The organism is Bifidobacterium castoris, from assembly GCF_003952025.1.
Lineage (GTDB): Bacteria > Actinomycetota > Actinomycetes > Actinomycetales > Bifidobacteriaceae > Bifidobacterium > Bifidobacterium castoris.
On sequence record NZ_QXGI01000006.1, the window covers coordinates 107,895 to 122,035 of the forward strand.

A 14,141-nucleotide genomic window follows, 5' to 3' on the forward strand; every position below is an offset into this window, starting at 1 on the left:
ATGGCGCCTCGTATTATCGTCCACACGCCGACGCGCATGCAAGCCGGCGCGGGCGACGGCGTGTCGGCGGCCTCGCGTGTCCGGGCCGTGGTTCCCCGCATGGCGCAGCGCAGATGGACATGTGCGGCGAATGTGCATAATGGAATGGACGACCATATCGTCGGCCGGCCGTCCCTGCATGGCCGGCCAAGGCCATATGGCGACGACGAGGAAGACGAAGACGAGGAAGGCGGCGGCGATGACTGGGGTAGTGGAGCGGATGCTGGGCGGTGAGGGCCGCATCGCGGGCCGTCTGATTCCCGATGCCTCCGGACGGTTCGTCTGGGGCAACGGCGTCGTCACGATGGTCTTCGAGGTCTCGGACGACGCGCCGGTGCGTCTTGTCGGCCTGTCGGGGCGCGGCATGCGCCCGGTGGACGCGAACATCTCTGGGGAGCCCGACGCACAGCCGATCGTCGAGCTGCGTTCGTCGATCGACGGCGGTGGCGACAACCGCCTGCAGCTCGCCGCGTCGGCCGCGGGGCTCAGACTGCGTTTCGTCAAGGCGTTGCTTGTGTCGCCGCCGACCGACGAAAGCACGGGAAGCGGCCCGAGCGCCGAGCCGATGGACGCGCTCGCGATCGTGCAGCGCGACCCGAGCGGCGAAGGCCCGCTCGTCGTCTCCGTGTTCAAGACGCGCACGGGCCTGAGCGCCGTGCGTACCTACACGATGCTGCACCACGACGACGAATATCCGGTTGAGGCCGTCTCGTCGATGAACATGACATTGCCGCTCGCGGCCGCCCGACTCGACGACGCGCAGACCCTCATCTATTCGGGTGAAAGCTCATGGGACCTCGAAAACGCGTGGAGCTGCCAGCCGTTGCGCGCGACGCCGCTGCGCGACCGCGACCAGCACGTCAACCCCGGCATGTCGTCGGCGCGTTTCGCCCGCAGCTCGTCGTCCACATGGTCGACCGGCGAATACCAGCCGGCGGGCATCGTCGAAGGATGCAGTGCGGACGCCGCTTCGCGCCCGTTCTCCTTCATGTGGCAGATCGAGCACAACGGCGCATGGGAATGGGAGATCGGCGAGGACGATCCCGGCATCCGCGTGAGCGCCTACGGTCCCGAGTACCGCGACCACCAGTGGTTCACGATGCTCGGCGAAGGCAACGATTTCGTCTCCGTGCCCGTCTCCTTCACGATCTGCGCCGGCGATTGGCAGCGCGCCGTCGCCGAGATGACGGTGCACCGCCGCGTGCTGCGCCGCCACCATGCGGCCATTCAGGGCCGTTCCGACGTCTTCGACGACTCGCTGCTGTGCGTCGTCTACAACGATTACATGAACACGCTGTGGGGCGATCCGACGATCGAGAAGGAGCTGCCGCTCGTCGAGGGGGCATCGAAGGTCGGCGCCGACGTCTTCTGCATCGACGCCGGCTGGTACGACGACGCGGACGGCGGCTGGTGGGACATGGTCGGCGAATGGCGGCCCTCCTGTGACCGTTTCGGCACGGTGCGCTTCGCCGGCCTCATCCATGACATCCAGGCCCATGGCATGATCGCCGGCCTGTGGCTCGAGCCCGAGGTCGTCGGCATGCGCTCGCCGCTTGCCAGGAGCCTGCCCGACGACGCGTTCTTCTGCCGCCACGGCCGTCGCGTCGCCGACCAGGGCCGCTACCATCTCGACTTCCGCTCGCAGGCCGCGCGCGACCACGCGAGCGCGACCGTCGACCATCTCATCGACGAGTTCGGCATCGGCTATTTCAAATTCGACTACAACACGACACCGGGCGCCGGCACCGACGTGGGCGTCGATTCGGTCGGTGAAGGGCTGCTCGAACATTGCCGCGCCGTGCAGGACTGGATCGACGATGTGCGCCGTCGCCATCCCGGCGTCATCATCGAGAACTGCGGTTCGGGCGCGATGCGCGCCGACTACGCGATGCTCGGCAGGCTCGATCTGCAGTCGACTTCCGATCAGGCCGATCCGCTCGTCTACGCGGCGATCGCCGCCGGCGCCGGCATCACGGTGCTGCCCGAACAGCAGGGCAACTGGGGCTATGCGCAGGAGGAGATGGACGACGAGAAGGCCGTCTTCACGCTGACCGCCGGCATCCTCGGACGCCTGTATCTGTCCGGATTCATCAACCGCATGGACCCGATGCGCCTCGCCCTCGTGCGCGACGCCGTCGCATTGCACCGCGAAGTGCTCGACGAGCAGGGCCATGTGATGCCGTGGTGGCCCTATGAGCTGCCTGATTTCAAGGATTCGTGGCTCGTCTACGGACTGCGGCATGACGAGCGGATCTCGAAGGACCTGTTCCCGGACGTCGCCGACGTCATCGGCGAACATGGCCATCGCGAATACCTCGCCGTGTGGCGGCGCGGCGGCATCGCTTCGATGTATCTCACGCTCGGCGAAGGCGCGCGCATCACGCAGGTCTTCCCCGACCCGGCGCATCCGGAGCATGCGCCGAACGCGCGGCCGTGGACGGTCGAACAGGTCGATCCGCAGACGGTATGCCTGACGGCCGCGAACCCGGACGTGCCGTCGGCGCGCATCTTCGCGGTGACCTACGGCGACGCCGCCGACGCGGCGGAGGATATGGAGAAGGCATGAGCAGGAAGCACCGTGACCGCAACTGGGCGCCTGCGCCCGCCGCATTGCCCGCGGACGCGCGGGTCGTCGACAACCACACGCATGTCGCATCGGTCGTGCCGTTCTCCGAGGCGATGAGCCATGAGGCACAGGAGCGCGGGCAGGATCCGGTGCCCGTCTACGGCGTCGCCGAACTGCTGCGTCAGGCGGCCGAGGTCGGCGTCGAAGGCGTCATCGACTGCGGCTGCGAACTGCCGGACCTGATGACGGCCGTCGATATGGCGAGGGAGCACCCCGGCACCGTGCACGCGGCCATTGCGATCCATCCGAACGAATCGGTGCTCCACGGCCACCGCGGCGCGCCCGGTCCCGACGGGCTGCCGGTGCGTTACAAGCCGTGGCACGACGTAAGCATCGACGACGCGATCGCCGAAGTGCACCGCATCGCCGTCACCTATCCGAAGCAGGTCGTCGCGATCGGCGAAACCGGCATGGATCTGTTCCGCACCGGCGAAAGCGCGAAGGAGCTGCAGCGCGACGCGTTCCGCGCGCACATCGCGCTCGCGAAGGAACTCGACCTGCCGATGCAGATCCATGACCGCGATGCGCACCGCGACGTCATCGAAACGCTGCTCGCCGACGGCGCGCCGCGCAGGACCGTCTTCCATAGCTACTCTGGCGACGCCGAGATGGCGCGGGTCGCGCGCGAACACGGCTGGTATCTGTCGCTTTCCGGCACGTCGAGCTACAAAGGCAACGACGGCATCCGCGAATCGGCGAGGATCGTGGGTCTCGACCATGTCATGGTCGAAACGGACGCGCCGTATCTGACGCCGATGCCGTATCGCGGAAGGACGAATGCGCCGTATATGATTCCATACACATTGCATTCACTTGCCCAGTATCTGCAGATGTCGGTCGAGGACGTCGCGAGGGCGACACGTGCCACGACGCGCGAGGTGTACGGCGTCTGAACGCTGGCGTCGCGCCGTCGCGCACCGTATCCCGCACGGCGTGGGCGCCGACGCCGGCGGCGGGTCATAGGCGCCGCCGTGGACCGTATGGGGTGCCGGTGTGCTGTAGGCAAAGGTGGCGTTGGACGCCGGCGCGGCGCGATATCGTTCCCTATTGCATATTTTGCAAGTGCGGATCCGCGCGGCTGAAGGAATGCGAGCAAGGACGGGGCGAACCCGGTGATGCGGGCGGCCGGATTCTGCTCGTGAAAGGAACCGTGATGGCTGAAAGGCCGGATGACAACGGCGAGGACACGCTGCTCAAGCGCGCCGCGCAGTATACGAAGGCTCCGAAGGTCTCGCATAAGGTGCTGACCAAGCAGGAGCGTGAGGAGATCCTCAAGGAGCACAAGCTCAAGCAGGCGCAGGCCGAACGTCTGGAATCGACGAGTACGTCGGGTCCCGTCGGGCGTGCATGGCGCAAACTCCAATCGAGCCCCGACAAGGTCTCGCTCGCGATGGCGCTCGTCGCGCTCGGCGTCGTGTACGGCGACATCGGCACGTCGCCGCTCTACACGATGCAGACGTTCCTCTACGGGCGCGGAGGCATGGCGAACACGACCGACGAATCGGTCATCGGCATGCTGTCGCTCGTGTTCTGGTCGATGACGCTCGTCACGACAGTCGAATACGTGCTCATCTGCATGCGCGCGGACAACCACGGCGAAGGAGGCATCCTCGCGCTCTATTCGCGTCTGCGCCGCTACGGCAAATGGCTCGCCGTGCCGGCGATGATCGGTGGCGCAGCGTTCCTGGCGGATTCGGTGCTCACGCCGGCGATGTCGATCAGCTCAGCCGTCGAAGGCCTGACGACGCTGCCGGGGCTGGAACGGCTTTTCGAGGAGAACACCGGGCTCACCGAGATGATCGCCCTCGTCATCCTGGTGTGCGTGTTCGCGGTCCAGTCGCGCGGCACCGAGAGCATCGGCCGTGTCTTCGGCTCGATCGTGCTCGTCTGGTTCCTGTTCATCGGCGTCGTGGGACTGGCGAACATGTCCAACGACTGGAGCGTGCTGCGTGCGCTCAACCCGGTGCACGGCGTCGCGTTCCTGTTCAGCGGGCAGAACGTCGCCGGCATCGCGCTGATGGGCACCGTCTTCCTGTCCATCACCGGCGCAGAGGCGCTGTACTCGGACATGGGCCATGTGGGACGCGGCAACATCTACCTGACCTGGCCCTTCGTCAACCTCTCCCTCGTGCTGTGCTATTTCGGCCAGGGCGCGTGGATCATGAAGCATGCCGGCGACGCCGCATACATGAAAACGGTGCCGAACCCGTTCTTCGCGATGATGACGCCGGGCGTGCGCGGCGTGGCCGTCCTGCTTTCGGTGGCCGCCGGCATCATCGCCTCGCAGGCGCTCATCTCCGGCGCGTTCACGATCGTCTCGGAGGCCACCGGCCTCAACTGGATGCCGCATATGCAGGTGCGCTATCCGTCGCGTACGCGCGGACAGCTGTACATCCCGATGATCAACGCAGTGGTGTGCGTCTCGACGGTGTCCGTGCTGCTGATCTTCCACGATTCCGAGCACATCGCCGCCGCCTACGGTCTGGCGCTCACCGTCACGATGATCATGACCTCGGTGCTCGTGACCGTCTATCTGTGGCATCTGCGCTCCAAGTTCGCGGCCGTGCTGTTCGCGATCGTGTTCCCCTCGATCATGGTCATGTTCTTCGTCGCGTCGATGGCGAAGTTCCTGCACGGCGGCTGGTTCACGATGCTGCTCATGCTCGCGATCCTCGGCGTCATGTACACGTGGGACCAGGGCACGATGCTCGAGCGCGCGCAGCGGCGCCATATGAGCCCCAAGGAATGCCTTCCGGTCCTCCAACGGCTGCATGAGGACGCGACGGTGCCGTACTATTCGGACAACATCGTCTACCTGACGAGCGATCAGGAGATGTGCCGCTTCGACACTGACATCTTCTTCTCGATCTTCGCGAACCACCCGAAGCGTGCGCGCGCATGGTGGGCCGTCTCCGTCGAGACCGCCGACGAGCCGTTCACGCGCGAATACTCGGTGGAGACCTTCGGCACCGATTACGTGTTCCGTGTGCGCATGCGCCTCGGATTCAAGGTCTCGCAGTCGATTCCGGCGTACCTGCATCAGATCATGCACGACCTGCTGCGCTCGGGCGAACTGCCGAAGCAGACGACGCGCTATCCGAAGGTGGACGCCGATCCCGAGATCGGGCCGATCCGCTACGTGCTGATCCATAAGGAGCTCATGCCCGAATCGAAGGTGTCGTCCGGCGGCGCGATGGCGCTGCGCGTCAAGTACGCGATCCGTCATGTGGCCGGCTCGCCGATCAAATGGTTCGGCCTGGCGCCGTACGATCCGGTCACCGAGGTACAGCCGCTCTTCCTGTCCACGGTGCGCCCGCCCCGCCTCAAGCGCATCAGGTGACGTTCGCGACGGCGCGTCGGCGGCCGGTCGTCGCGGCCGCCGGCACCGGCCGCAACGGCGTCCTCCGGGCGGTTTTGAGGCCGCTAGAAGTACAATCAATAGCGAAAACGCGAGAAAAGCGCGCATCGGCGGCGCATAGCGGTTACAGTAACGTCTTATGTGCAGATTGCTTGGATACGCCACGAACGATGTCAACGCGAGCCTTCATCAGGTGCTTGGCATGCGCGAGTGCGCCGCGTTCCGCGATCTGAGCGTCATCCACAATGACGGCTGGGGCGCCGCGCTCATCACCGAACCGGCGGCCGCGGCGTATGTGACCGACGGCGGCGCGCCATCCCCGGAGACCGGATCGGCGCTGTACCGCAACACGATCGCCGCCCACTACGACCCGATCTTCGACGAACTGGCGTCGGTCGGCGCACGCAGCGCGCTGTTCCATCTGCGGCTCGCCAGCTCCAACCTGCCGCTCATCCTCGAAAACCAGCATCCGTTTTTCGCGAACGGGCTGAGCTTCATCCACAACGGCGACATCTCCGACGCGCAGGGCCGCAACATCACGACGAACCGTTCGTATCCGATCGACCACAGCCTCGTGCAGGAGACCGGCGGCCGTTCCGACTCGGCGATCTACTTCGCGACGGTGCTGCAATATCTGGGCGTCGGCTACGAACTCGAGGAGGCGCTCGCACAGGCCGTCAAGGAGCTGCGCGCCGCGTATCCGGACAGCAGCTATAATTGCATGATCCAAAGCAAGGACACGTTCATCGCGCTGCGCGCCGAGAGCGGCAAGCCGACACGCCAGGGCGTCGTGGACGTCTACGCGCGCCATGGGCGCGCCGATGAAGCCAGGGACTACGTGGTGCTGCGCTACCGCGACCTCGACGGCGCCGTGGACGGCGCGGCGCTGCGCGGCGTCGTCGTGACAAGCTCCGGCTATGCGCAGCCGGAGTCGGAGGGGTGGCGCGAGCTCGGCAACAACCGGATGATCGTCGCGTCCAACCGCACCGGCGCCTACCGCATCCGTTCGATCTGAACGTCGTTCTGGGCGTTGCCGCCGGGATAGTGCGCCTGCGGCGCTACGATGGCGGTATGACCGGAACGATTCCCACACTTGAGCAGATCGACGCGCTGCACCGCAAGGTCGCGCCGTCGCAGGCCGCATACGATCTCATCCACACCCATTGCGTCATCGTCGCCGACATCACGCGCCGCCTCGCGCATCGGCAGAACGCGTTGTTCATGCGCCGCTGCACGTTGCCTGACGCGAGCGCCGAACAGGTCGACGTGCCGCCGACCGACGGCATCGCCGGCGGCCTCGTGCCGCCACGGTACATCGACGTCGATACGGCGGTGCGCGGCGCGATGGTGCACGACATCGGCACCTATCTGGTGCTCCGGGAGAACGGCGCGGACGGCGGTCCGCTCAAGTTCGGCAACGACTACATCGAACATGGGCTGCTCGGCTACCGGCTGCTGCTCGACGAAGGCGTCGACGAGTCGATCGCGCAGTTCGCGCGCAACCACACCGGCGTCGGGCTCACCAGGGAAGCGGTCGTCCGGCAGCATCTGCCGCTGCCGCCGGACGACTACGTGCCGGTCAACCTCGAACAGGAGATCGTCATGGTCGCCGACAAATACAACAGCAAATCGATGCCGCCGCGTTTCCTGACGGCCGCGACCTACGCGCGCAAGGCGGCGCGCTTCGGCGAAGCCAACCGCGACGAATGGCTCGGGCTCGTGCGCAAATACGGCGAGCCGCCGGTCGCCGAACTCGCCGGGCACTACCATCAGAAGCTGACCTGAGCGCGGCGGCTGTCTGGGCGGCGCGCTCAGGTCAGCGCAGATCGATCGTCTCGTCGAGGTGGGCGGCGACCTGCGGGTCGGCGGTGACGACGATGACGGTGCGCGCCTTCGCGTCCGTGTGCAGCTGCGCACGAAGCAGATCGAGGATCGTCGCCGCGTCCGCGTCGTCGAGCCTGGCCGTCGGCTCGTCGGCGATGACGATGTCCGGATCGTTCGCGATCGCGCGGGCGACGGCCACACGCGCCGCGTCGACGGCGTCGAGATCGCGTACACGGGTGCGCGAACGGTCGGCCGTTTCGATCGCGTCGGCGTCGTCGGTGCCGTCGTCGGTGTCCGCGGCGCCGAAGCCGACCGCGCGCAGCAGGTCCTGCGCGACGACCGGGATCGGTTTGAGGAAGTTGCGGCCGGACGCGTCCATCGTGTAGATGAGGTTGTCGGCGGCGCTCAGCTCGAGGCGCAGCGGCCACATCGCGAGGATCGCTCCGATACGGTGCCCGCGCAGCTCGAGTGGGCTGAGTTCGGCGAAGGACGTCGTCTTCGTGAGCACGCGGCCGCGCGTCGGCGTCAGGAAGCCGGTGAGCATCGCGACGAGCGTGTTGTGGCGGCGGTCGTCGTCACGGTCCACAAGGACGGCGTAGCTGCGGCCGGCCTCGCAGCGCAGCGTCAGATCGTCCCAGATGTGTTCGCCGGTCTTGCGGTCGTTGACGCCGACGCCGTCGAAGGCGAGCATCGGGTAGGCGCGGAACACGGCGTCGTCGGCGTCGCGCGAGCCGTGACGGATCTCCTGATCGAGCGTCGCCGACACCGATGCGGACAGCGTCGCCGCGCCGCCGTCGGCCGTGTCGGCATCGGTGTCGGCGTCTGCATTGTCGGCGGTGCCAGCATCTGCATTGTGGGCGGTGGCGTCGTTGTCGTCTGTATCGCCGTCGGCGGAGGCGGCGAGGTCCTCGACGCCGCTTGTGCCGTCGATCGAGATGCCCGGTGCGTCGTCGTAGTCGATTGTGTAGGTGACGCTGAGCGCGTCGTCGGAGACCGCGGTCGGGTCGTCTAAGACCGCAGTCGCGTCGGTCGCGGATGCCTCGGCGGCGGATGCGGTCGTATCGGCGACCGCCGTTGCGTCGGAAGATGCGTCCGTTGTGTTGTCGGCGGTCGTCGTCGCGGCGGTATCCGTCACAGCCTCGTCGGCGTCCTGCTCCGGCGTCGTCGTATGTTCGTCGGTCATGCCTGCTCCTTCTTCGTCGACGTTGCGTTCGTCGTCGATGTCGTGTCCGCTGTCGACTCCGCGTCCTTCGTCGACTTCGCTTCGTCGCCCGTGCCGCTGTGGCCGATCGCGCCTTCGTCCGTGTCGTTTTCGGAGTCCTTCGCGCCGTCATGCGCAAGATACGGCGACGCGAACAGTTGCGCGGCCGGGAACGCGGCGACGCGCACGCCGGCGATCACCGCGAGCACGAGGCAGCCGGCGACGCTGATCCAGATGAGGTTCCACACGAGCGGGGCCGGAAGCGTGAAGCTGTGGCCGTCGACGAAGTTGCCGGCGAGCGGATTCGCCGTGCAGCAGCCGATGATCAGGCCGATCGCGGCGCCGAGCAGCGTCGGCCACAGGATCTCGTTCATGAACTGCCAAGCGAGGCGCCCCTTCGTGACGCCCACCTGCAGCGCGAAACCGATCTCCTCGCGCCGCGGCAGCGCCTGCAGCAGCGTGAGCGCGAGCAGCAGCGCGCCGCCGATCGACCACAGCAGGATCAGCGTCAGCCGCATGGTCGAGGCGAGCGAGTCGAGCGGCTCGAGCGAACGTTCGTACTGGTCGATCGTCGGCGAGGAGAGCCGGTAGCCGCTCGGCAGCTTGACGTCCTTGATCGCCTGCTTGAAGGCCTCGTACTGCTCGACGCCCTGGAACATGAAGACGACGTTGACGTCGGGGCGCTGCCAGCCGGAGGCGTCGAGCGGGTCGAGGTCGTCTGCGGCGAAGGAATAGTAGGTCGTGTAGAGCACGTTGTCCGGCACGTCCTTCGCGAAGGGCGCGGCGCCCTCGGCCGGTTCCGTGTACTCGTACAGGCCGCACACCGTGTACGTGTAGGTCGTCTTCGCGTCCTTCGCGTTGCCGAGCGTGACCTCGTCGCCGACCTTGATGCCGTTCTTGTCGGCGAGCGCCTTCGACATGATGAGGTCGTGCCGTGTGACGTCCTCGTAGCCGAGGTCCTTGCCGTCCACGATCCGGTAGGTGCCGTAGCTGTTCGCCGGGACGGCCTGCTCGCTGAGGAAGGACTGGAGCGTGAAGTCGCCGCCGGTCTCGTCGGCGCCTGCATCCGGCTGCTGCGCGCCAGCGACCGGCTTGAGCTTGTCGCCGCCGCGCACCGGCACCGAGTCGATGAGAGTGTAGCCGAAGGTCGCGTTCTTCTCGTTGGCGGCGGCGCCGATGCCGTTATAGTCGTCCCACGTCATGTAGTTCTTCGTCGAATCGGCGTTGTCTCCCTGCGCCAGCGCCTTGTCCAGGTCGGCCGGCGTGAAGACGCCGAGCGGCGTCAACTGGTCGTAGCGCGCGCCATGCGCTTCGTCGTACTCGTGCAGCACGGCCACGCCGAAGGCCGACCAGAGGGTGACCAGCAGGCTGACGACGATCGTCAGTACTGTCCTCCAGGGGTGACGGCGCAGCGCGGACCATGCGTTCTTCGCAACGAACATCCGTTGTCTCCCGTTGATTGTTCTCGATGTGCGCGTTCTTGGGATCGTGCACGTTCACTACCGTGATTGTATCTAGCAAGGCGGTCTGAACGATCGCTGAACGCCCGCGTCTTCGCGCTCGGTGAGCGCACGGGCCACCCGCCGTCTTGCGTATGCGCCGCATCTTTGTCCACATGCGCCGTCGCATTGTGGATGACACGCCCGTTCTCCACTTATCCACAAAGGTCCGTACGGCGATGGCGGCGCGCGCCGGCGCCGTGCGAGGGTGGATGCGGGACGTCGGCGACGGGCGCCGACGGTGTGGCAGCCGCGTCCCGCGGCGGTAAGGAGCACCCATGCGCGATAACTACACCTTCGATTCCGAGGCATTTCTGGCGACGCTCGCCGCGCTGTCCTCGCGTTTCGAGCAGGTCGTCGCGTCGTCGGCGCTGTCGTTCGACGGCATCGACGACGACGCCGCCAACCCGATCCAGCATCCGGAGCGTCATGGGGACGGCATCGCGCCGGCCTGCGCCGCGCCCGGCGACGCCGTCGACGCCGTCGACGCGACGGCTGATTCGGACGGCGACGCCGACCAGTCGTTCGACGGGCGCGGCGGCGTGCGCGAACGGATGCGCAACAGCGAGGGGAAGGTGGACGCGCGCATTCTCGAGCTCGCGGCGCAGCTGTTCGGGGGCACCTGCTGGGCGTCATTGATCGGCGTCGCGTCGCTCGGTTTCGACGACGCCGTAGCCGAAACCGCGCGCGCGTTCATGCTGCAGACGGCGCGCTGCGTGCGGCGCAACGGCCTGGCCGTGTGGCTGCACGGCATCATCGCCGACGCGTCGTCGGCCAAGCTGCTCGGCAAACCGAGCCCGATGATGCCGATGACGATCCGTCCGATGAGCCGCATCCAGATGCACCGCTGGGTCAGTTCGGACGCCGCGCACCGTTACGGCTCCCACAAGCAGCGTCTCGAGGACGTCGACGAATACCGCAAGCAGGCGTACCGGCTCGCCGCGTACAGCCTGCTGCGCTGGGGCTCCCCGGTCGACGAATGCAACCGTATCGCGTCGCTGATGCTGTCCGACCCGAAGTTCGGCGTCAGCATGCTGCGGCAGGACCCGAACCTGCTGCTGCAGGGCGTCGCGCCCGACCGCCGCGTGAACCGTGCGCTCGCCTATCTGCGGCATCTGCGCGTGCAGGCCGACCTCTACTATGCGCGCGCCGTGCAGCGGCACTGGGACCTGCCGCAGCTCGACCCGGCCAACCACACCGAGGCGACGGCGTCGATGGACCGGCGGTACCTGTACGACGCGCACCGCCTCGTCGTCTCCTACCGCGCGCTGTGGGACCGCGAGGTGCCGAAGGCCGACGCCGTGCTCGCCGAGGTCATGCGGACTCAGGAGTATCCGCGCATGAAGCTGTGGGAGAACCCGGTCTATCTGCGCGACGTGGCGCGTTCGCTCGTCGGGGCGTCATTGTCCGCCGACCTCGTCGAAGGCTTCGAGGCGCGCGACGTGCAGCGTTTCGAAGCGGGCGTCGCGCGATTGCGTACCGTGGCGAAGATGGTCGAGACGATGACGCTGCTGCTGATGCCGATCGCATTGTCCGACTCGCATGAGCCGAAATGGGCGCAGATGAACCGCGGCGGTTACCGTTCGCGCACGCAGGCGTGGCGGCTGTACTGCGACGTCGGCGCCGACCTCGCGCTCATCGTGCTCGGCCGGATCGACCGCGGCGACGACCGCTACCGCGCCGATGCCGCGTCCGCGCTGATGCAGCTCGACGTGCAGGCCTACTGCGAGATGACGATCCCGCTGTTCCAGCCGCAGTCGCAGGACGATGTCGCGGCGATGGATGGGGCCGTGATGCCGGACGGCGCTGGGCGACCGGATGGGACCGTGGGGTCGGACGATGTTGTTCAACCGGAGGATGTGGCGGCAACGGACGACGACGCGACGGCGCGTGAGGCGATAGGGACGTCGCTCGGCGAGATCACGACCGTGCATCGAGCCGGCGAACGCGAACGGGTGGACGTCGTCGCCTGACGTCCACCCGTTCATCGTGATGGTGTGCGCGTTGTCGTCCGCGCCTACGATCGCCTGCGTATCACTCGCAGGCGATGCCGTCGCCGTCGCGGTCGAGCTTCGATGAGTAGCCGGGGTCGCCGCGGTACAGCGGCGCCTTGCCGGCGGCGCGCACGGCCGCGCAGTTCTTGTAGGTGACGTTCTCGTCGGTCGTGGCGGCCGGCTCCTGCGTCTGCGCCGTCGCGGGCTCCGGTTCCTGCGTCTGGACGGGCGCCGGTTCCGCGGTCTGCGTAGGTTCGGTGGTCTGCGCAGACTCCTGCGCCGGTTCCGGCGACTCCTGCACCTCGAGCGGCGTGACGACGCCGCCGTCGGTCGGCACCTGCTGCGTCGGGCAGCTCGACAGCACGTTCTTCATCGCATCGTGCTCGCTCTGTGTCACCCACAGATCGTACTTCTTCTTGACACCGATCTGACGTGCGACGTATTCGCAGCGGAACGACTTGTTCGACGGTAGCCACGTCGCCGCATCGCCGTCGCTCTTCTGCTGGTTGGCCGGGCCGTCCACGGCGAGCAGATTGTACGGGTCGTTCGCGAACTGAGTGCGCGTCGTCTCGCTCAGCTGCTGCGCGCCGGTCTGCCATGCGTTGCTCAGCGCGACGACATGGTCGATCTGCACGGCCGTGCTCGTGTCCTGGCCGCGCGTGAAATCGATGCGCTTGCCGGTGTACGGGTCGTTGAGCACGCCGGAGGCGACGACGCAGTCATGCGTGCCCTCCTTATAGGTCTTGTCGGACATGTCGCGGTTGAGGATGTCGTTGCGCGTGTCGCAGCCGTTGTGGTCGACGTCGCTCCACGCCGCGCCGAACTGGTCGCGCGAATAGCCGGTTTTCGGCGCGCGGCCCTTGACCGGCAGCTGCTCGAGCACGTCGAGGGCGCTGCCCTCGGGCACCTTGAGCTCCGGCTCCTCGCTTGCCTGCGCGGACGGCTTCTCATCTGACGAACCATCGTCGGCCACGGACTGGTTGCGGTTCGTCTCGCTCGACGACGCCGAGCTCGACGCGTCGGCGGAGGACGGCGTCGACGCCGAGCATGCGCCGAGCGACAGCAGCAGGCCTGCGCTTGCGAGCAGCGCGATGGTTTTACGGAATGCGTCGGCGGACATGGGTGTTCCCTTCTGATTCAACGTATGCTGGTGCGGATCCAGGCGCGCGCGGCGGTGGAATCCGCGAATATGCTACCGATGCTAGTGTAGAAGATGTATCAATATGTGAGGCGAGGATGTTCACGTCCTCCATCGATTGTTCACAGCGGACGTGTGCGGAGGCGATCGTCGAGGCTGTAGAATCGGCGCAACGAATCAGCGAGGCGACAACGGGGGGAGGGCAATGATGTTCCGGCATCAGGCATTGCTGCGTCCGGCGATCTACGGCGTCGCCGTCGGCGACGCGTTGGGCGTGCCGTATGAGTTCATGACGCGCGGCGGTTTCCGCTGCACGGATATGGTCGGCCACGGCTCGCATCGGCAGCCGGCGGGCACATGGTCGGATGACACAAGCATGACGCTGGCGACCGTCGATTCGTTGCGGCGGGGCGACGGCCGGGTCGACGTGGACGATATGCGCCGCCGCTTCGTCCTGTGGCT

The 14,141-nt window shown here is 66.9% G+C and carries 10 protein-coding genes; 7 read left to right on the plus strand and 3 right to left on the minus strand.

From position 1 onward, the window contains the following. Positions 1-238 precede the first annotated feature (238 nt). The 5 genes from D2E22_RS07690 (at position 239) to D2E22_RS07710 (ending at position 7,808) form a co-directional block, all read left to right on the plus strand. Positions 239-2,605 carry a beta-L-arabinopyranosidase gene (locus D2E22_RS07690; RefSeq protein ID WP_126032510.1) on the plus strand — a complete coding sequence of 789 codons (2,367 nt, stop codon included), beginning with the start codon at positions 239-241 and terminating at the stop codon, positions 2,603-2,605. Continuing rightward, complete coding sequence (locus D2E22_RS07695; protein WP_126032511.1) at positions 2,602-3,558, plus strand: TatD family hydrolase; 957 nt, start codon at positions 2,602-2,604, stop codon at positions 3,556-3,558. The genes D2E22_RS07690 and D2E22_RS07695 overlap by 4 nt, the downstream gene beginning before the upstream one ends. A 260-nt stretch (positions 3,559-3,818) precedes the next feature. Next, entirely contained in the window at positions 3,819-6,005 is a 2,187-nt protein-coding gene (locus D2E22_RS07700) for a KUP/HAK/KT family potassium transporter (RefSeq protein WP_126032512.1), read from the plus strand. A 157-nt stretch (positions 6,006-6,162) separates the two neighbouring features. Beyond that, complete coding sequence (locus tag D2E22_RS07705) at positions 6,163-7,038, plus strand: class II glutamine amidotransferase (protein WP_126032513.1); 876 nt, start codon at positions 6,163-6,165, stop codon at positions 7,036-7,038. 56 nt (positions 7,039-7,094) lie between these two features. Continuing rightward, entirely contained in the window at positions 7,095-7,808 is a 714-nt protein-coding gene (locus tag D2E22_RS07710; protein ID WP_126032514.1) for an HD domain-containing protein, read from the plus strand. A 31-nt stretch (positions 7,809-7,839) separates the two neighbouring features. Here the strand turns inward: D2E22_RS07710 and D2E22_RS07715 are convergent, their stop codons facing one another. Together D2E22_RS07715 and D2E22_RS07720 are read right to left on the minus strand one after the other, a co-directional pair. Continuing rightward, positions 7,840-9,030 carry an ATP-binding cassette domain-containing protein gene (locus D2E22_RS07715; protein ID WP_126032515.1) on the minus strand — a complete coding sequence of 397 codons (1,191 nt, stop codon included), beginning with the start codon at positions 9,028-9,030 and terminating at the stop codon, positions 7,840-7,842. Then, positions 9,027-10,490 carry an ABC transporter permease gene (locus tag D2E22_RS07720; RefSeq protein WP_126032516.1) on the minus strand — a complete coding sequence of 488 codons (1,464 nt, stop codon included), beginning with the start codon at positions 10,488-10,490 and terminating at the stop codon, positions 9,027-9,029. Before D2E22_RS07720 ends, D2E22_RS07715 begins: the two co-directional genes overlap by 4 nt. Before the next feature lie 335 nt (positions 10,491-10,825). Here D2E22_RS07720 and D2E22_RS10555 point away from each other — a divergent pair, with 335 nt between their 5' ends. Continuing rightward, positions 10,826-12,520 carry a hypothetical protein gene (locus tag D2E22_RS10555; protein WP_164518464.1) on the plus strand — a complete coding sequence of 565 codons (1,695 nt, stop codon included), beginning with the start codon at positions 10,826-10,828 and terminating at the stop codon, positions 12,518-12,520. Between the two features lie 61 nt (positions 12,521-12,581). Here the strand turns inward: D2E22_RS10555 and D2E22_RS07730 are convergent, their stop codons facing one another. Then, positions 12,582-13,661, minus strand: coding sequence for a GmrSD restriction endonuclease domain-containing protein (locus tag D2E22_RS07730; protein ID WP_126032517.1), 1,080 nt, complete (start codon positions 13,659-13,661; stop codon positions 12,582-12,584). A 223-nt stretch (positions 13,662-13,884) separates the two neighbouring features. Here D2E22_RS07730 and D2E22_RS07735 point away from each other — a divergent pair. Next, on the plus strand, positions 13,885-14,141 hold a 257-nt coding region (locus tag D2E22_RS07735), incomplete at its 3' end, for an ADP-ribosylglycohydrolase family protein (protein ID WP_241218322.1).